The organism is Halorubrum sp. Atlit-26R, from assembly GCF_003666015.1.
Classification (GTDB): domain Archaea; phylum Halobacteriota; class Halobacteria; order Halobacteriales; family Haloferacaceae; genus Halorubrum.
The window spans coordinates 215,368-232,895 of sequence record NZ_QPLT01000003.1 but is presented as its reverse complement, the minus strand read 5'-3'; the positions used below and the strand labels follow the sequence as shown (position 1 = coordinate 232,895).

Sequence of the window (17,528 nt, the reverse complement as noted above, 5' to 3'; positions counted from 1 at the left end):
GAGTACCCCCGTCCTCATCGTGTTAATAGATACCGGTCGGGGCCCCTTATCGGTCTCGCCGTCGAGCGCACCGGTTCCCGGCTCTACGGCCCCGGTCCTCGACTCACCGATCCCGACCGAATCCGGCCGCGAACGTCGCCTCGTCGACGGAGAGAACGGTCGGCCGGCCGTGCGGGCAGGCGTACGGGCGGTCGCACTCGCCGAGGCGGTCGAGCAGGGCCCGGAGGTCCTCGTCGCCGAGTTCCGAGAAGTCGCCGCGCTTCAGCGACGGGTGACACGCGAGGTCGGCGAGCAGGTCGTCGCGCGCGTCCCGCGAGGCGCCGCGACCCCCCTCCGCGCCCGAGACCGCCGCGAGCGCGTCGCGGAAGGCGTCCGCGTCCGCGGTCCGACCGAACGGCCCGGGGACGGTCCGCAGGCGGCGCGTGCCGCCGCCGAACGCCTCGGTCTCGAAGCCGAGCGCGGCGAGGTCGTCGGCGTGCGCCCGCGCGGCCGCCGCCTCGTCGGTCGACAGCGAGACGGTGGCGGGCGGGTCGAGCGCCGCGGTCGGCACGGGGTCGCCGTCGAACGCCCTCGCCAGCCGCTCGTAGTTCACCCGCTCGTGGGCGGCGTGCCCGTCGATCACGAGCAGTTCGTTATCGGCCTCGACGAGGACGTAGAGGTCGCGGAAGACGCCGATCGGCTCGGCGTCGTCGAAGGTACCGGGGCGCGAGCCGTCACCCGCGCCGACCGGTTCGAGCGCGGCGTCGAGCCCGGTCGCGACGTCCGCGCTCCGCCGGAGGTCCGCGCCCGTGAGCGCGTCCTCGACGACCGACGAGACCGCGTCCGCGACCGCGTCGGCGTCGCGGAGCCCCACCTCCCGCTTCGCCGGGTGGACGTTCGGGTCGACGCGGTCCGGCGGCAGCGAGACGTCGACCGCGGCGACCGGCTCCCGCCCGTCGGGAAGGAGCCGGCCGTACCCCTCGCGCACCGCGGCCGCGAGCCGGTCGTTCCGGACCGGGCGCCCGTTCACGGAGACGCGGACGTGGTCGCGGGTCGAGCGGGTCACGGACGGGTACGCCAGCGCGCCGGCGACGTCGACCGAACTCGACCCCACGTCGACGCTCGCGTCGACGGTCGTCGACCGGCTCGCGGTGTCGCGGTCGTACACGCCGAGGAGGGCGTCCGTGCGGTCGGTCCCGGGCGTCGACAGCGTCGCCGACCCGTCGTGGTCGAGCGAGAACGCGACCGACGGGTTCGCCAGCGCGTAGTCGGCGACGAGCGAGGAGACCCGCGCGAACTCCGCGCTCGCGCCCGCGAGCGACTCCCGGCGGGCCGGTCGCGTCTCGAAGAGGTCCTCGACGACGACCGTCGTCCCCCGGGCGCGGCCCGCGGGCTCGACGTCGACGTGCTGCCCGCCGCGGGGCCGCTCCGCGCGTTCTGCGTCTCCCGCGGTCCCGTCGACGACGATGCGCGTGCCGACCCCGTCGCCGGGGCTCGTCACGAGTTCGAGCCGGGCGGCCTCCGCGATCGCCGCGAGCGCCTCGCCGCGGAAGCCGAGCGACTCGACCCCGACCGGGTCGCCGTCGGGCGCTAACTTGCTCGTCGCGTGCCGCTCGACGGCACGGGCCGCGTCCGCGCGGCCCATCCCGCGGCCGTCGTCCGCGACGCGGATCCGGTCGGTGCCGTCGCCGTCGACGGCGACCTCGATCCGGGAGGCGCCGGCGTCGAGCGCGTTGTCGACGAGTTCGCCGACGACCCGCGCGGGCCGCGTGACGACCTCGCCGGCCGCGATCCGGTCGACCGTCTCCCGGTCGAGCCGCCGGACGCGACTCTCGCCGTCGGCTGAATCGTCGGCATCGGGCGCACCGCGACCGGCCTCTCGCTCACCCGTCATCATCGACCTTCGACTGGAGGTTGTGGAGGGCGTTCAGCGCCTCGATCGGCGTCATCCGGGCGAGGTCGAGGTCGCGGAGCGCCGCTGCGAGGCCCGGGGGCGCGCCGGCGGCTTCCCCTTCGGCGTCGTTCGTCGGCGGAGCCGTCTCGCTCGAGCCGTCGCCCGCCTCCGGCCCGTCCCGGTCCCGCTCGTCCGACGCCTCTTCCGCGGGGAACTCCTCCAGGGACGCGTCGCCGTCGCGGTCCGCGTCGTCCGGCTCTTCTCCGTCCGTCACCTCCTCCTGACTGGCCTCGGCCCCGCTCGCCGACCGCTCGCGGTCCGCCTCCTCCGCGGCGACGAGGTCGCGGGCGCGGTCGACGACCGGACCGGGGACGCCGGCGAGCTCAGCGACCTCGACGCCGTACGAGGAGGAGGAGGCGCCGGGGACGACCCGGTGGAGGAAGGTCACGTCGCCGTCCTCGCGAGTGGCGGTGAAGTGGAGGTTGAAGACGCGCTCGCGCTCGTCGGCGAGGTCCGTGAGACCGTGGTAGTGCGTGGCGAAGAGGGCGGTCGCGCCGAGCTCGTCGTGGAGGAACTCGGCGGCCGCACGGGCGATGGCCCGCCCGTCGGTGGTGGCGGTGCCGCGGCCGACCTCGTCGAGGAGGACGAGCGAGTCGGCGCCCGCGTCGTGGAGTATCTCCGTCAGCTCGCTCATCTCGCGCATGAACGTCGACTGGCCGCCGGCGATGTCGTCGGAGGCGCCGACGCGGGTGAACAGCCGGTCGAAGACGGGGAGCGAGGCGGCCTGGGCAGGGACGAACGACCCGGTCTGCGCGAGCACGACCGCGAGCGCGACCGACCGCATGTACGTCGACTTCCCGCTCATGTTCGGCCCCGTGATCACGGCGACCGAGCCGCGCGGGAGGTCGGCGTCGTTCGGGACGAACGACTCCTCGGCCCGCTCGACGACCGGGTGTCTGCCGCCCTCGATCTCGATGCCGGCGGCGGGGTCCCCGGCGGTGGCGGATTCGCCGTCGCCCGCGTGCGCGGCGTCCTCGCGCAGTTCGGGCCTGACGTAGTCGCGTTCGACCGCGACCGCGGCGAGCGAGGTCAGCGCGTCGAGCTCGGCGAGCGCGTCGGCGAGGTCCTGAATCCGCTCGGTCTCGCTCGCGACGCGCTCCCGGACGTCGACGAACAGCTCGTACTCCATGGCGTCCGCGCGCTCGGCGGCGCCGACGATCTCCTCCTCCCGCTCCTTCAGCTCCGGGGTGACGTAGCGCTCGCTGTTCTTCAGCGTCTGTCGGCGCCGGTAGTCGTCGGGGACTCGGTCGAGGTTCGCGTCGGTCACCTCGATGTAGTAGCCGTGGACCTGGTTGTGACCGACCGACAGCGAGTCGATCCCGGTGCGCTCGCGCTCGCTCGCCTCCAACTCCGCGACCCACTCGCGACCCTCGCGCTCGGTGGTGCGCAGGTCGTCGAGGTCGTCGTCGAACCCCTCGCGGATCACCCCGCCCTCGGTGATCTCCTGCGGCGGGTCGGTCGCGATCGCGCCGTCGATCAGCTCGCGGACCGCGGTCAGCTCGTTGAGCCGGTCGCGGAGGTCGCTGAGGTGGTCGGTGCGGGGGAGCGACGCGTCCGCGTCGTCGTCGCCGGCCGCCCCATCTGCTCCCTCGGTGCCCGCCAGCGTCGCCTTCAGTTCGGGCACGACCGCGAGCGTCTGATGGAGCGAGCGCAGGTCGCGGGCGTCCGCCCGCCCCCGCGAGACGCGGCTCACCAGGCGTTCGAGGTCGTAGGCGGTCGCGAGCGCGTCGGCGACCCCCTCTCGGGCGAGGCTCCGGTCCGCGAGCTCGCCGACCGCGTCGTGGCGGCTCCGGATCGCGTCGGCGCCGACGAGCGGGCGCCGGAGCCAGCGCTCCAAGCAGCGGCGGCCGAGCGCGCAGTTCGTCTCGTCGAGGACGTCGAACAGCGTGTCGCTCGCGCCCAGCCCGCGGTTCTCGAACAGCTCCAGGCTGCGCTGGGCGGCGGCGTCGAGCCGGAGCCGGTCGCGGGGGTCGTACCGTCGGATTCTGGTGACGTACGCGAGCGGTCCGTCGTCGCCCTGCGTGTACTCGGCGTACGCGAGCACGGCGCCGGCCGCCCGCAGCTCCGCGTCGGACTCGAAGCGGCGGTCGGGCGCCGGGAGGTACGGCTCCAGCCGCTCGGTCGCGGTCCGGCGGTCGAAGGCGCCCGCGTCGTAGTCGTGGGTCGTCCAGCCGCGCTCGGCGTCGGCGGGGTCGAACTCGGGCGCGTCGGGGCCCGAGATGAGCTCCGCCGGCGCGATCCGGTCCAGCTCGCCCGCGACCGCGTCCCGGTCGCCCGACGTGACGAGGCACTCGCCGGTCGAGACGTCGACGGCGGCGAGGCCAACGGTCCCGGGAAGGGCGTCGGACCCCTCGTCGCCCCCGTCGGCCTCGGCCGCGACCGCCGCGACGTAGTTCGTCGTTCCCGATTCGAGGAGGTCGTCCTCGACGACAGTGCCGGGCGTGATCACCTCGGTGACCGCGCGGTCGACGAGGCCGGACGCCTGCTCGGCGTCCTCGACCTGATCGCCGAGCGCGACGCGGTAGCCCGCGTCGAGCAGCGATTCGAGGTAGGGCGCGGCGTTGTCGATGGGGATCCCGGCCATCGGGTAGTCGCCGGTCGAGTCGGACCGCTCCGTCAGCGTCACCTCGCAGACGCGGGCGACGGTCTCGGCCGCCTCGCAGAACGCCTCGTAGAAGTCGCCGACCTGGAACAAGACGAGCGCGTCCTCGTGGGCGGCACACAGGTCGGCGTACTGCGAGAGCATCGGCGTGAGCTCCTCGCGGGCGGCCGCGATCCCGGGCGGCAGCCCGGTCGCCGTCTCTCGGTCCGCCGGTTCCATACCCCGTACCCGGGCGGCCGCGGGCATAAACGGTGCGGAGAGCAGTAGGGCGACGCGGGGGCGCCCTCGCCGGCGGCGAGAGCCTTACGGTCCTCCGCCTCCGAATACGGCCGTGACGAACCGAACGATCGTCGTGGGGCTCGCCGGAGCGTTCGTCGGCATGACGGCGCTGCTCCTGATCGGCGGGGTCGTCCTCCACCCGATCGCGCTGGCGCTCGCGGTGCCGTTCGGCGCCGTCTCCTACTTCCTCTGGTACCACGCCAGCGGGCGCCTCCACGACCAAGCGCGGCGGTCGGCCGAGCAGGCGGGGCCGACGGAGCGCGAACGGGCCAGACAGCGCGCTCGCGCCGAGGCCAACCGGGAGCGCGCGTACCGCGCCGCCGGCACCGACGGCGGTCGAGGCGCGGCTGAGGGACGGCGAGCTGGGGGCCGCGGGAGGGGCGGAGCGAGCGGACCGGGAGGTCCCGGTGGAACCGGGGGCAGAGACCCCCGCGACCGCGCGCCGGCGGCCGACCGGATGAGCGAGCGGGAGGCGTACGAGACGCTCGGGCTCGATCGGACGGCCGACAGCGAGGCGGTCCGCCGGCGGTACCGCGAGCGCGCGAAGCGGCTCCACCCGGACGGCGAGGACGGCGACGAGGAGGGGTTCAAGCGGCTCAACGAGGCGTACGAGGTTCTAAAGAGCTGATCGACGGTTCGCTGCCTGTCGCCGGCTCTCACTCCGCGTCGACGGCGGCGGCGACCGCCCGCTCGGCCTCGTCGAGTTCGGACTGCGTGTTGACGTTCGTGAAGGTGCGCTCGGTCGTCAGCGACCGGATCGCTTCGTCGTCGAGGACGACTTCCTCCAGTCGGTCCACCATCGCGAGCACCTTCCGGTCGCCGCGGTCGAGCGCGCGGTCGCAGGCGGCCGCGGCCGGCTCGGTCGCGTAGACGGCCTGCGTCGTCTGGTACCAGCGGTCGTCGAGCCGCGGGACCGCGGCCTCGACCCCCGGCTCCGCCGCCTGCTCGCGCAGGGAGGCGAGGAACGACGGATCGACGAACGGCATGTCGCAGGCGACGACGGCGGCGTACGGGTCGGTCGCCGCCCGACAGGCGTTCCGGATCCCGGCGAGCGGTCCGAGGTCCGGTTCCTCGTCGAGCGCCCAGCGGACGGGGAGCGGGAGACCCGACAGGGCCTCCGTGATCGCATTCCGTTGGTCGGGGCGGCAGTTGACGACGAGTTCGTCGACGACCGGGTCACCGCCGCTCGCGCGGTCGGCGCCGGGCGGGACCGGGTCGTCGGTCCCCGCGAGCCGGTCCGCGACGCGGCGGATCATCGGGACGCCGGCGATCGGCGCGACGGCCTTGTCGGCGTCGCCGAAGCGCGTCGAGCGGCCGCCCGCGAGGATGGCTCCGGTGGTCACGCCAGCGGCTTGGACGGCGGGGGACTTCGCGGTTGCGGTGGCGCCGCGCGCGGCGAGCGGACGGGCCGCGAACGCGGGTTTCGCCCGGTCCATCCGCCCGAAAGCGACCCGTTAAGTGGCCGGCGACCCATCGATCCGATATGGCTGAGGCCACCGATCTGGAGGAGCTGAAGCGGGGGACCGAGCTGGTCAAGCGCGGCTTCGCGCAGATGCAGAAGGGCGGCGTGATCATGGACGTCGTCAACCGCGAACAGGCCCGCATCGCGGAGGACGCCGGCGCGGTCGCCGTGATGGTGCTCGAACACGTCCCGGCGGACATCCGCAAGCGCGGCGGCGTCGCGCGGATGCCCGACCCCGAGCGCGTCCCCGAGGTCATCGACGAGGTGTCGATCCCGGTGATGGGGAAATCGCGGATCGGCCACCGGAAGGAGGCGGAGATCTTAGAGTCGCTCGGCGTCGACATGATCGACGAGTCGGAGGTGCTGACGCCCGCCGACGACGAGTACCACACCGACAAGCGCGACTTCACCTCGCCGTTCGTCTGCGGCGCCCGGAACCTCCCCGAGGCGCTCCGCCGCATCCGCGAGGGCGCGGCGATGATCCGGACGAAGGGCGAGGCCGGCACGGGCGACGTGAACCAGGCCGTCAAACACCAGCGCACCATCAAGAACCAGATCCGGACGCTCACCGGTCTCAACTACGAGGAGCGCGAGAAGTGGGCCCGCGAACACGGCGCCCCGCGCGACCTCGTCCACGAGACCGCCGAGGCCGAGCGGCTCCCGGTCGTCAACTTCGCGGCCGGCGGCATCGCGACGCCCGCCGACGCCGCCTTGATGATGTACCACGGCTGCGACGGCATCTTCGTCGGCTCCGGCATCTTCGGCGCGGAGGACCCCGAGGCGATGGGCACCGCCATCGTCGAGGCCGTCAACAACTGGGACGACCCCGACGAGCTCGCCCGGATCGCGAGCGGCACGGGCAAGGGGATGAAGGGCCAGTCCAACGAGGACATGGAAGAAGAAGAGAAGCTCCAGGGCCGCGGCGTTTAAATAGGTCTTTTCGACAGCGCGGCGACTTCTTATAAATAGAACTGCGGTGGCGCGTGCCGACGAGCAGCCGTCAGGCTGCGAGTCGCACGCGCGAGGGACGCCGCGAGCGACCGCAGGGAGCGAGCGGCGAGGTTGGGGAGGCGTGAGGTGCGGTGCTGTGCGGTGGTGGGTGGGACTCAAAGGGGCAGCCGGGAGGTCGGCGCAGGCGACGTAAGCACCGCAGGGAGCGAACGGAGTGAGCGACCGAGGAGCGCAGCGAGCGTGCGCCGACCTCCCGGCTGGGGCTTTGGAGGCGGTCACCGCAGAGCGAGAGATCACGTACAGTCGAGCGGCTGGGGCTTTGGAGGTGTTCGGCACCGATCTACAGTCAACGATGTATAAACGAGCGACTGCGCTTATCGAGACTCGTTCGTTCGCATCGAGAGTCGACTACTGATCATCCCGACCGCGTACCCGACCAAGCCGATCACGACCGCGAACAGCAGCCCATATTTAAACCCGTACTCGATCCCGCCGAGCAACTCCGCGCGCGCTGACTCGTACCCGTATCCCAGCATTCGCGGGTGGTTGTACCGGGTTGACTCCGCCCAGCGACCGGTGAGGGAGCCGACGAGCGGCGGGAGCGCGAACCACCAGAGTCCGACGAGCCACAGCGAGCCGACGGCCGGGACCAGACCCGCACTCCCGAATCCCGCCGCGACGGCGATCCCGAGCGCCAGCGCGATCCACCACAGGGAGAGCCCGACGTCCAGACCGAGCGCGAACCCGAGGGAGGCGAGCAGGAGGAGGCCGACCACCGTCAGCGCGAGGAGCTCCCTCGCCGTCGACTCTCCGACGATGTGCGGGGAGGCGCGCACACTTTCGAGGACCATGCCCGGCAGGTGCGTCGCCGCGCGCAAAATCCGTTTCGGGGCTCGGGAGTCAGCCGGGCCACAGCGAGGGTGGTCGACGAACTCGACGAGAGAGAGTCACCGCTCGTCGTCGTCGTACACCCACGCCCCGACGACCTCCTCGTCACCGTCGCGACGCCAGCGGACCGTCACGACGTCCGGGAACCGGATCGGAATCCGTACCGCTTCCCCGTCGATCGCGTCGTCCGGCCCGAGGTCGTCGTCCAACTCGGCCCACGCGAGGGTGTCGGACTCGCCCGCCTCGTAATCGGTGCTGACGTTGGTGACGAACACGTCTCCCGCGCGGAGCCGCTCCGTCCCGCCGGTGTGTTCGATGATCAGTCCGCTCGCCACGTCGTCCGCGCCCCGGTACTCGAACGCGAAGCAGGCGAGCTCCTCGCAGTCCGTCAGTTCACGGTACCAGATGCCGCCGAACCCGACCGCGCCCGCGCCGAGGAGGATGACGGCCCGCCGCTTGGGGGACATAGACAGGACCGCGTCGCGGCGATACATAGGCGTTTGGCTGGGCTATCGTCTTTTATAAATAGCTGACAGTGAATCGACGGCGGACACTGCCAAAGCCCAGTCGCTCACTTATAAATAACCGACTGTAGATCGGCGGCGGACACCTCCAAAGCCCAGTCGCTCGCTTATAAATAATCGACTGTAGATCGGCGGCGGACACCACCAAAGCCCCAGTCGCTCGCTTATAAATAACCGACTGTAGATCGGCGGCGGACACCTCCAAAGCCCCAGTCGCGAGGCGGGCGCACGCTCGCTGCGCTCCTCACTCGGTCGCTCACTTCGTTCGCTCCCTCGTTGCGGTGCTTACGTCGCCTGCGACCGCCTCGCGACTGCCCCTTTGAGTCCCCACCCCGCACCGCTCCGCACCGCACCTCACGCCTCCCCAGCCTCGTCGGTGGCCCTCCGCTTCGCTCCGGGCCACCGACTCCCTCGCGGTCGGCTCGCGCCCTCCGGGCGCTCGCTGGCGCGCCGGTCTGTTTATAACTGAGACGAGAGTACTACCGGTCCGATTCCTTCCGCCTCAGTTCCGCAGCGCCTCGACCGGGCGCTCGTTGGCCGCCTTCCACGCGGGGTACGCGCCGCTGACGATCCCCACGCCGACGCCGAACACGAGCGCGAGCAGGAGGTAGTAGCCGTTCGTCGGGTCGAGCACGAGCGCGGCGTCGACGGCGGGCGTCGCGACGACGAGGCCGGCGACGAGCAGGACGGTGAGCAGCGTGCCGGCCGCGGCGCCGGCCGCGCCGATCAGCCCGGCCTCCGCGAGCAGGACGCGGAGGACGTCGCGGCGCGCGACGCCGACCGCGCGCATCACGCCGATCTCCTGCCGGCGCTCGACGGTGCTCATCAGCATCACGTTGAGGATCGAGACGCCGGCGACGACGAGGGAGATGGCGCCGAGCCCGAGCAGGAACGTCGAGAGCAGGTCGAAGAACTCGTTGATCTCGTCGACGAGCGCGGCCAACTCGAACAGCTCCACCCGGTCCTGTCGCGCGTTCACCGCCTCGCGGATCGCGTCGGCCGCGGCGCGCGCCTCGGCGCCCGAGTCGGAGACGACGAGCGCCTGCGCGTAGCCGTCGGCCGAGAACGCCGACTCCGGGAGGAAGACGGCGTCGTCGGGCGCCACCGGGCTGAACGTCTGGCTCTCGACCAGCACCGCGATCACCCGCACCTGCGAGCCCGCGATCTCGACGGTGTCGCCCGCGCCGGCGCCGAGGTCCTCCGCGATCCCCGCGCCGAGGATCGCGCCCTGCCGGTGGCGCTCGGGGAGCCGGCCCTCGGCGGCCTCGTACGCCAGTGCCGGCTCCTCGATCCCGTACACCGTCGCGAACGTCTGGTCACCCTGCCGCGCGACCGTGGCGCTGTCGGAGTACAGCGGGACGACGGCGGGCTCGCCGACCGCGCGCCGGATCGAGGCGACGTCCGCGTCCGACAGCGACTCCACGCCCGCGTCGTTGTTCGGCGAGACGACGACCTGCGTGCCGATGTCGCCGATGGCGTCGTCGGCGCCCAGCGCAAGCACGTTCCCGAAGATGCCGAGCGCCGCGACCGCGAGCACGCCGATACAGACGCCCAGCACCGCCAGCACCGTCCGTACCCGGTTCCGGCGCAGGTTCCGCGACGCCATCGACACCGCGGGGCGCCAGCCCCGGAGCCACCCGCCGAGCCCGCTCGCCTCTCGTCCGTCGCCGTCGCTCATCGGTCGTCCCCCGTCTCGCCCTCCGGCGGCCCGTCGGTCGGCAGTCCGCCGGTCATCACGCCGTCGGTGAGGTCGACGACGCGGTCCGCGTACTCCTCGACCAGCGGGTCGTGGGTGACCGCGATGACGGCGACGCCCTCCGACTTCACGCGCTCGAACTCCGCGAGGATCGACTCGCCGGTCTCCGTGTCGAGGTTCCCCGTCGGCTCGTCCGCGAGCAGCACGGCCGGCTCGTTGATCAGCGCGCGGGCGATGGCGACGCGCTGTTTCTGCCCGCCGGAGAGCTCGCTCGGCTCGTGGTCGAGCCGATCGCCGAGCCCGAACCGGGCGAGCAGGTCGGCGGCCTGGCCGCTCGCGTCGCCGGCGTCGAACGCGGTCGGCATCGCGACGTTCTCGACCGCGGTCAGCGTCGGCAGCAGGTGGAAGTCCTGGAAGACGAACCCGATCGACTCCTTGCGCGCCCGCGTCCGCTCCGCGACGGAGAGGTTCGTCACGTCGACGCCGTCGAGCAGCCGCTGGCCCGCGGTCGGGTCGTCGAGCAGCCCGAGGACGTTCAGCAGCGTCGACTTCCCCGAGCCGCTGGGACCCACCACGGCGACGAACTCGCCGGGCCGGACCGCGAAGTCGACGTCGTCGAGCGCGACGACCGGCTCGCCGCCGCCGCTCGGGTAGCGCTTGACGACGTCCCGGAGCTCGACGGCGTAGTCGCCGCCCGCCGCAGTATCGCGCGTGCGGTCGGGAGCGGCCTCGATGTCGCGGGCCTCGACATCGGGAGCCTCGACGTCGCGGGCCTCGACGTCGGGGACTGCGTCGCCGCTCACGGCGCCGACCCGTCGCGTCGCCGCCCCGTCGACCCGCCGATCCGTCCGGTCCTGACCGCGAGGCCGACCGCGCCGGCGAGGCCGACGAGCGCGATCCCGCTCGCGACCGCGCCCGCGGCGCCCACGCCGCCGACGCCGATCCGGCCGAGCGTGCCCCCAGCCTCCCCGTCGTCGTCGGGTTCGGGCGCCGCCACCGTCAGCGTCTCCGTGTACCGGACGCCGCGCTCGGTGTAGGCGACGCGGATCGGGATCTCGTCGGCGACCGAGGCGTTCACCGCGGTCGGCAGGTCGAACCCGACGAAGTCGCTCGCGCCGAGCGTCCCGACGAAGTACTCGCCGCCCGCCGGCGTCGGCTCGACGCCGGGCGCGTCGCCGACCGAGACCACCGCGCCCGTCATCTCGCCGCTCCCCGCGTTGCCGAGGTTCGCGTCGACGACGACCGCGCCGTCCGCGGTCTCCCGCACCGTCGCGTCCGTTACGGTCGGCGTCGCCTCGCGGACCGGGTACGTCACCGTCGACTCCGCGGCGCGGTCGGCGCCGCGCTCGTTCCGCTGGTCCGTGTCGGCGCGGAACGCCGCGGTGACCGTCACGTCCGACCGCCGGTCGAGCGGCCCGAGGTCGACGATCACCCGCCGCTCCTCGCCGGGCGCGACGTCCTCGACGACGAACGGGCCGACGTCGACGGTCTCGTCGGAGGCGGTGTCGCCGCCGTCGCCGGACCCGTCCGCGCCGTCGCCGCCGTCGACCGCGGTCCCGACCGCTCGGAGGCTGACGCGGTCGGCGGTCGTGGTGCCGGTGTTGACCACCGTCACCTCGACGGGCGAGTCGGCGATCGGCGGCGACTCGCCCTGTCCGCCGCCGTCGCCGGTGTCGAGCCCGCCGCCGCCGCCGAAGATGCCCTGGATGCCGCCGACGCCGAGGTCGCCGGCCGACGTCTCGCTCCCGTCGTCGGTCCGGAGGTCCTCGGGGTCGAGCGCGCGAGTCCGGAGGTCGAGCGCGACCTGGGTCGGGCGCACCTCGATCACCGCCTCGCGGCTGACGGTCACGAACTCGCCGCTCGTCGACTGGTTCGCCACCGCCTCGACGGTGAGCCGCTTCGCGCCCGGCTCCTCGAACGCCGTCCACAGCGTCGCGTCGAGGGAGTCGCCAGCCGAGAGGGCGCCGACGCCGGAGACGCTGTCGAGCACGTCGCCGTCGGCGTTCCGGACGCGGACCTCGGTGACGTTCGCCGCCGCGTCGCTACCTCCGGAGTTCGAGACCGTGACGTTCAGGGCCGTCCGCTCGCCCACGGTCGGGTCGCTCGGCGACGCCCCGACCTCGCCGACGGTGATCCGCGCGTCCGGTACCGCCGCCGCCCCGCCGATCGCGAAGGCCCCGCCGACGGCCGCGAGCAGCGCCAGCGCGGCAAGCAGCGCGGCTGTGGTTCTTGTGTGCGTCAATGTCATATCTCCTAAGCGACCGCCGTGGATATATCCGTCGGCGGCGGAAGCGGGCCCGTGGCGCCGATTCCCGAGAGGGACCGGACGGCGCGTCTCGACGGCGACCGCGGCGCCGGAGCCCGCGCGCGACGGCCGCCGGGTCGCTCCGAGACGTACCGGTTACGGACCCTTTTTCAACGGCCCGACGTAAGGAAGGGTAATGAGCGAACGCGACACCGCGCGAGCGGGTGATCGGCGATGATGGGAAACAACGACCAGCAGGCGTACGACCGCGGCACGTCGCTGTTCTCGCCCGACGGGCGCATCTACCAGGTCGAGTACGCCCGCGAGGCGGTCTCGCGCGGCGCGCCGAGCGTCGGCGTCCGGACGACGGACGGCGTCGTCTTCGTCGCGATGTCTCGCCCCTCCTCGTCGCTGATGGAGGCCGAGAGCATCGAGAAGCTCCACAAGCTCGACGACCACGTCGGCACCGCGAGCGCGGGCCACGTCGCCGACGCCCGCCAGCTGATCGACCTCGCGCGCCGCCAGTCGCAGGGGAACCGCCTGCGCTACGGCGAGCCGGTCGGCGTCGAGACGCTGACGAAGTTCGTCACCGACCACATCCAAGAGAACACGCAGCGCGGCGGCACGCGCCCCTACGGCGCCGCGCTCCTCATCGGCGGCATCGACGACGGCGAGCCGCGCCTGTTCGCCGCCGACCCCTCGGGCACGCCCAACGAGTGGAAGGCGACCGTCATCGGCGGCGGCCGGCAGGAGATCCAGGGCCACCTCGAAGACGAGTGGACCGACGACCTCTCGCTTTCGGACGGCATCGAGCTCGCCGTCGCGGCGCTGGCCGCCCACGACGACGAGTTCGAGCCCTCGGACCTCGCGGTCGCGACCGTGACCGAGGCCGACGGCTTCCGGACGGTCCCGGTCGAGGAGGTCGAGGCCGCGTTCGAGGCGGCGGGCCTCGCCGCGGACGGCGAGGAGGACGGTGAGACCGACGCGGACGAGACTGACGCGGACGGCACCGACGCGGACGACACCGACGCGGGCGCCGGCGAGTAGCGGCCCCGCCCAGACGCCCTCGACCGGCTAACGGTCGGCGTTCGTCGGCCGAGTGCGCGGAATTGTATACCTCACACACAACACTTTTAGCGCCGGGACGCCATACGTACACTGTAAAATGCCCGATTCGATGTCCGAACAGCTCCAACGGGACATGGAGTGCGAGGGGTTACTCGAGTGTTTCCACGGCCTGAAGCAGTTGGACAAGGACTGCTACCAGACGCTCGTATCGGCCGACGAGGCGCTCACGATCGACGAGGTCGCCGAGCGCGTCGACCGGGAACGCTCCACCGCCTACCGCGCGGTTCAGCGGCTCCTCAAGGCCGGCTTCATCCAGAAAGAACAGATCAACTACGAGCAGGGTGGCTACTACCACGTGTACATGCCGACGGACCCGTCGCAGATCGCAGACGACATGCAGCGGCTGCTCAACGACTGGTACGCGAAGATGGGACAGCTCATCGGCGAGTTCGAGGACAAGTACGAGCAGCCCGAGCGCGCCACCGTCAAGAACTGACCGAGCGCCCGACCGAGCTACCCCAGCGGCCGACCGAACCAACCCAGCGGCCGACCGTTCGGTCGTGACGCGGCCCGACGCGCGGAACTCGGCGTGCGAGCGGTCGGTGTCGGTGTCGGTATCGCGTCGTTTCTTCGGTGGAGAAGTCGGCTACCGGTCAGACTCTCGTTCCGGCGGTCGGTGCGATTCGGACGGCGTCGCGCGCGGCTCTCCGTTTCCGGTCGCAGTACCGCTTCGAGCGGTTCCTCGCGGTCCGGACAGATCTCTTCAGCGGGCGCGTGTGCGGTTTACCCACAGCTTTCGAAGACGAGTGTGACGGGGAAAACCGGGGGAGGGGAGTGACGCGGCGCCGACGCTCAGAACGTGAACACGTGGTCGGCCTCGTCGGCCGCTTCGAGGAACGTGACCGCGCCGGCGAACTGCGTCGTCAGGTCGTCGTCGATGGCGTCCTGCTCCCACTGGAGCATGTCCAGCGTGGTCGTACACGCGACCGAGGTGACCGCCTCACCGCCGTCGGCGATCAGCTGGTCGAGCATGTCGTAGGGGTTCGGCATCCCCTCGTCGAGGAGCGGCTGGACCGAAGAGAGGTCCTTCTCGCCCTCCAGCAGGTGCGTCAGCCCGTCGAAGGTGAAGTAGAGGAACACGTCCGTGTCCATCGTCAGCGCGACGTGGCCGAGGTTGGTCGCCATCGCGAGGTTCTTCGGGTCGTCGTCGGAGATGATGATGCCGATTTCGTCCATGCTCACTCCTCCTTACGGACGTAGTGGGTGTACACGTCGTCGCCCTCCTCCTGTTCGAGGAGCGTGACGCCGTCGGTACCGGTCGCCCATCCGTCGATGTCGCTCACGCTGCCGGGGTCGGTCGCGACGACCTCCAACACCTCACCGGGGGCGAGGTCGTCTATCGCGCCCTTCGTCTTCACGATGGGCATCGGGCAGCTCAGTCCTTTCACGTCCAGGGTCTCCGCGATGTCGAGTTCTGTGCTCATGGGTCAGTTGTTTGTACGCAACAGACAATACTATCTGTGGTGGTTTTAATCTTGCGCATCTAAATCAATACTAGGTAGAACCGCCGCGGCGACCGACGTCGGATCGGTCGGCCCCGGCGCCGATGGCGGCACTTACGGTCGTCGGGGCCGAAGCGGGTCCCATGGCGACGACCGTTCGGGTTCGCTGTACCGACTGCGCGTACGAGGAGTCGTTCGACTCGCTCCGCCGGGCGCGGACCGCGCTCGACGAGCACGAGCGCGCGACGGGCCACGCCGTCGACTGGGAGATCGGCGGGCTCTCTTCCGGGGTCGAGCGCGCGGGCGACGACGCCGGCGTCTGCGGCCGAGAGGGGTGTGCGAACTCCGACTCGCCGCTGCTCGATCACGACCCGTCCGCCGCCTCGGACCCGATCGACTGAGCCCGTCTGCCTCGTGTATTGTACAACAAAAACAATATTACTGTCGGGGACGAAGGGGTAGGTATGCGTATCGTATTCGCGACGGACCTCTCGGACGCGAACGAGGCGGCGATCGAGCCGCGGACCTGTCTCGACTGCCTCGACAACATCGGCGTTACGGAGGTTCACCTGCTGACGGTCGTCCCGGACAACGTCTCCAGCGGGCTGCCGGGGATGGACGCCGCCACCGACGCCCGCGAGGCGCTCGCCCCGCAGCGGCGCGTGTTCGAGCGCGCGGGGTTCGCCGTGGAGACGCACGTCGCTCGCGGGACCCCGCACCGGCGCATCAACGGCTTGGCCGAGCGCCTCGACGCCGACATGATCGTCGTCGGGTCGCGCGGCGAGGCGCCGCTCCGGAACCGGCTCATCGGCGGAACCGTCCGCAACGTCGCGCGGACGGCGGTCAGACCCCTGCTCGTCGAGCGGATCGAGGAGACGCCCGACGGCCACGCGGTCAAGAAGGAACACCTGTTCCGGGACGTGTTGTACGCGACCGACTTCTCCGAGAACGCGGCGCGCGCGTTCGACTTCTTCCCGGCGCTGACGGGCGCGACGGAGCGCGCGTCCCTGCTCCACGTCGACGGCCCGGGCGACACGGAGTCGATGCGGGACGCCGCGGAGCGGCTGGAGGAACTGGCGACGGACCTCCGCGATCGGACCGGGTTCGACGTCGGGACCAACGTCAGGTCGGGGAACCCGGTCGAGGAGATCACGGCCGAAGAGGAGCGTGTGGGCGCGACGACGACGCTCATCGGCGCGCGCGGGACGAGTCGGCTCCGGCGGCTCCTCCTCGGCAGCACCGCGGAGTCGATCGTCGCGCGCGGGACGAACAACGTCCTGCTCGTCCCGCCCGAAGCGACGCCGTCGCGGTGACGTTGCCGCGGTGACTCGGTGCGGTGACGTTGCCGCGGCGACTCGGTCCGGTGCCAGCGGCCGAGGTTTTTGGCAACGGCGCGTCCAAGACGAGGTGATGACACGCGAGACGATCACGCACCGCGACGGCCACGTGTACGAGTTCGGACCCCAGATGGACCCGGTGTACGAGGCCGCCGACGGCGAGTCGCTGACGGTCGAGACGGTGGACAGTCTGAACGGCGAAATTCAGGCGGACGATGACCTGCTCGACGCGATTCCGGAGGAGGTAAACGCCGCGACGGGACCGATCGCGGTGGCCGGCGCGAGCCCCGGCGACGTCCTCGCGGTGGAGATCGAAGACGTGCGCGTCGCCGAGGACCGCGGCCGCGTGCTCACCGCGCCCGGGTTCGGCCTGCTTCAGGACGACCCCGAGATCGACCACCCCGCGACGCGGATCACCGAGGTCGAGAGCGGCGGTGCGGCCGGCGGTGACGCCGCCGACTCCGGCGCGGAGACGATCGACTTCGAGGGGATCGACGTGCCCATCGAGCCCGTGATCGGGACGATCGGCGTCGCCACGGGCGGCGAGACGGTCTCGACGCTCACGCCCGACGACCACGGCGGCAACCTCGACACGACCGACGTGACCGACGGGACGACCGTCTACTTCCCGGTCTTCCAGGAGGGCGCGATGCTGGCGCTGGGCGACGCGAAGGCCGCGATGGCCGACGGGGAGATGTGCGGGACCGGCGCCGAGATCGCGGTCGCGGTCGACGCGACGCTCTCGGTGATCGAGGATCCCGCGGTCTCGCCGGACCGGCCCCTCCTCGACACCGACGACGCGGTGAAGACGGTCGCGAGCGCCGAGACGATGGAGGAGGCGGTCGAATTGGCGAACGGCGACATGCTGGACCTCTTGGCGCACGACCACGGGTTCTCGCGCACCGACGCGTACCTCTTTTCGAGCCTCGTCGGCGGCTTAGAGGTCAGTCAGGTGGTCGACCCGCAGGTGACGGCGCGGAACGCGGTGCCGAGCGAGTACCTCTCGCTGCCGTTCTGACCGGCAGCCAGCGGGAAATAGGG

At 71.9% G+C, this 17,528-nt stretch carries 17 protein-coding genes; 7 read left to right on the top strand and 10 right to left on the bottom strand.

Annotated features, from left to right (window positions below; translation table 11 throughout):
* Positions 1-103: 103 nt before the first annotated feature.
* Entirely contained in the window at positions 104-1,873 is a 1,770-nt protein-coding gene (mutL, locus tag DVK07_RS05530; protein WP_121596183.1) for a DNA mismatch repair endonuclease MutL, read from the bottom strand.
* Complete coding sequence (gene mutS, locus DVK07_RS05525; RefSeq protein WP_121596117.1) at positions 1,863-4,754, bottom strand: DNA mismatch repair protein MutS; 2,892 nt, start codon at positions 4,752-4,754, stop codon at positions 1,863-1,865. The genes mutL and mutS overlap by 11 nt, the downstream gene beginning before the upstream one ends.
* A gap of 112 nt (positions 4,755-4,866) precedes the next feature.
* Here mutS and DVK07_RS05520 point away from each other — a divergent pair, with 112 nt between their 5' ends.
* Positions 4,867-5,442 (top strand): DnaJ domain-containing protein, encoded by a 576-nt coding sequence (locus DVK07_RS05520; protein ID WP_121596116.1) that lies wholly within the window; start codon positions 4,867-4,869, stop codon positions 5,440-5,442.
* Positions 5,443-5,470: 28 nt separating this feature from the next.
* On the opposite strand, the gene DVK07_RS05515 is transcribed toward DVK07_RS05520, so the two are convergent.
* A complete protein-coding gene (locus DVK07_RS05515; protein ID WP_121596182.1) occupies positions 5,471-6,157 on the bottom strand; it encodes a molybdenum cofactor guanylyltransferase in 687 nt (228 codons plus the stop codon).
* A 140-nt stretch (positions 6,158-6,297) separates the two neighbouring features.
* Here DVK07_RS05515 and pdxS point away from each other — a divergent pair, with 140 nt between their 5' ends.
* Positions 6,298-7,206, top strand: a complete 909-nt coding sequence (gene pdxS / locus DVK07_RS05510) for a pyridoxal 5'-phosphate synthase lyase subunit PdxS (RefSeq protein ID WP_121596115.1) — start codon at positions 6,298-6,300, stop codon at positions 7,204-7,206.
* Between the two features lie 395 nt (positions 7,207-7,601).
* On the opposite strand, the gene DVK07_RS05505 is transcribed toward pdxS, so the two are convergent.
* The 5 genes from DVK07_RS05505 to DVK07_RS05485 form a co-directional block, all read right to left on the bottom strand.
* Positions 7,602-8,078, bottom strand: coding sequence for a hypothetical protein (locus DVK07_RS05505; RefSeq protein ID WP_121596114.1), 477 nt, complete (start codon positions 8,076-8,078; stop codon positions 7,602-7,604).
* Between the two features lie 96 nt (positions 8,079-8,174).
* Positions 8,175-8,582, bottom strand: a complete 408-nt coding sequence (locus DVK07_RS05500) for a hypothetical protein (RefSeq protein ID WP_121596181.1) — start codon at positions 8,580-8,582, stop codon at positions 8,175-8,177.
* Between the two features lie 559 nt (positions 8,583-9,141).
* Positions 9,142-10,317, bottom strand: coding sequence for an ABC transporter permease (locus DVK07_RS05495; protein WP_121596113.1), 1,176 nt, complete (start codon positions 10,315-10,317; stop codon positions 9,142-9,144).
* Positions 10,314-11,138 (bottom strand): ABC transporter ATP-binding protein, encoded by an 825-nt coding sequence (locus DVK07_RS05490; protein WP_394338877.1) that lies wholly within the window; start codon positions 11,136-11,138, stop codon positions 10,314-10,316. Before DVK07_RS05490 ends, DVK07_RS05495 begins: the two co-directional genes overlap by 4 nt.
* Positions 11,135-12,583 carry a hypothetical protein gene (locus tag DVK07_RS05485; protein ID WP_199719425.1) on the bottom strand — a complete coding sequence of 483 codons (1,449 nt, stop codon included), beginning with the start codon at positions 12,581-12,583 and terminating at the stop codon, positions 11,135-11,137. Before DVK07_RS05485 ends, DVK07_RS05490 begins: the two co-directional genes overlap by 4 nt.
* A gap of 231 nt (positions 12,584-12,814) precedes the next feature.
* On the opposite strand from DVK07_RS05485, the gene psmA reads away from it, so the two are divergent.
* Together psmA and DVK07_RS05475 are read left to right on the top strand one after the other, a co-directional pair.
* Positions 12,815-13,627, top strand: a complete 813-nt coding sequence (psmA, locus tag DVK07_RS05480) for an archaeal proteasome endopeptidase complex subunit alpha (protein WP_199719423.1) — start codon at positions 12,815-12,817, stop codon at positions 13,625-13,627.
* Between the two features lie 118 nt (positions 13,628-13,745).
* Complete coding sequence (locus DVK07_RS05475; RefSeq protein WP_017344090.1) at positions 13,746-14,144, top strand: helix-turn-helix domain-containing protein; 399 nt, start codon at positions 13,746-13,748, stop codon at positions 14,142-14,144.
* A 356-nt stretch (positions 14,145-14,500) separates the two neighbouring features.
* On the opposite strand, the gene DVK07_RS05470 is transcribed toward DVK07_RS05475, so the two are convergent.
* Positions 14,501-14,884 (bottom strand): DsrE family protein, encoded by a 384-nt coding sequence (locus DVK07_RS05470; RefSeq protein WP_004596952.1) that lies wholly within the window; start codon positions 14,882-14,884, stop codon positions 14,501-14,503.
* 2 nt (positions 14,885-14,886) lie between these two features.
* A complete protein-coding gene (locus DVK07_RS05465; protein ID WP_004596950.1) occupies positions 14,887-15,132 on the bottom strand; it encodes a sulfurtransferase TusA family protein in 246 nt (81 codons plus the stop codon).
* Between the two features lie 122 nt (positions 15,133-15,254).
* Between DVK07_RS05465 and DVK07_RS05460 the strand changes: the two genes are divergently transcribed.
* The 3 genes from DVK07_RS05460 to DVK07_RS05450 all read left to right on the top strand — a co-directional run bounded on the left by DVK07_RS05460 (position 15,255) and on the right by DVK07_RS05450 (position 17,505).
* Entirely contained in the window at positions 15,255-15,551 is a 297-nt protein-coding gene (locus tag DVK07_RS05460; RefSeq protein ID WP_121596111.1) for a hypothetical protein, read from the top strand.
* Positions 15,552-15,614: 63 nt separating this feature from the next.
* Positions 15,615-16,463: a universal stress protein gene (locus DVK07_RS05455; RefSeq protein ID WP_121596110.1), complete on the top strand. Its 849-nt coding sequence runs from the start codon at positions 15,615-15,617 to the stop codon at positions 16,461-16,463.
* 97 nt (positions 16,464-16,560) lie between these two features.
* Complete coding sequence (locus DVK07_RS05450; protein WP_121596109.1) at positions 16,561-17,505, top strand: acetamidase/formamidase family protein; 945 nt, start codon at positions 16,561-16,563, stop codon at positions 17,503-17,505.
* Positions 17,506-17,528: the final 23 nt, after the last annotated feature.

What these genes read in the sequence shown, in the direction of transcription:
- DVK07_RS05485 (WP_199719425.1), bottom strand. Translation starts at nt 12,583, where the DNA reads ATGACATTGACGCACACAAGAACCACAGCCGCGCTGCTTGCCGCGCTG.
- DVK07_RS05470 (WP_004596952.1), bottom strand. Translation starts at nt 14,884, where the DNA reads ATGGACGAAATCGGCATCATCATCTCCGACGACGACCCGAAGAACCTC.
- mutS (WP_121596117.1), bottom strand. Translation starts at nt 4,754, where the DNA reads ATGGAACCGGCGGACCGAGAGACGGCGACCGGGCTGCCGCCCGGGATC.
- DVK07_RS05460 (WP_121596111.1), top strand. Translation starts at nt 15,255, where the DNA reads ATGGCGGCACTTACGGTCGTCGGGGCCGAAGCGGGTCCCATGGCGACG.
- psmA (WP_199719423.1), top strand. Translation starts at nt 12,815, where the DNA reads ATGATGGGAAACAACGACCAGCAGGCGTACGACCGCGGCACGTCGCTG.
- DVK07_RS05475 (WP_017344090.1), top strand. Translation starts at nt 13,746, where the DNA reads ATGCCCGATTCGATGTCCGAACAGCTCCAACGGGACATGGAGTGCGAG.
- mutL (WP_121596183.1), bottom strand. Translation starts at nt 1,873, where the DNA reads ATGACGGGTGAGCGAGAGGCCGGTCGCGGTGCGCCCGATGCCGACGAT.
- DVK07_RS05500 (WP_121596181.1), bottom strand. Translation starts at nt 8,582, where the DNA reads ATGTCCCCCAAGCGGCGGGCCGTCATCCTCCTCGGCGCGGGCGCGGTC.
- DVK07_RS05450 (WP_121596109.1), top strand. Translation starts at nt 16,561, where the DNA reads ATGACACGCGAGACGATCACGCACCGCGACGGCCACGTGTACGAGTTC.
- pdxS (WP_121596115.1), top strand. Translation starts at nt 6,298, where the DNA reads ATGGCTGAGGCCACCGATCTGGAGGAGCTGAAGCGGGGGACCGAGCTG.
- DVK07_RS05465 (WP_004596950.1), bottom strand. Translation starts at nt 15,132, where the DNA reads ATGAGCACAGAACTCGACATCGCGGAGACCCTGGACGTGAAAGGACTG.
- DVK07_RS05455 (WP_121596110.1), top strand. Translation starts at nt 15,615, where the DNA reads ATGCGTATCGTATTCGCGACGGACCTCTCGGACGCGAACGAGGCGGCG.
- DVK07_RS05495 (WP_121596113.1), bottom strand. Translation starts at nt 10,317, where the DNA reads ATGAGCGACGGCGACGGACGAGAGGCGAGCGGGCTCGGCGGGTGGCTC.
- DVK07_RS05505 (WP_121596114.1), bottom strand. Translation starts at nt 8,078, where the DNA reads ATGGTCCTCGAAAGTGTGCGCGCCTCCCCGCACATCGTCGGAGAGTCG.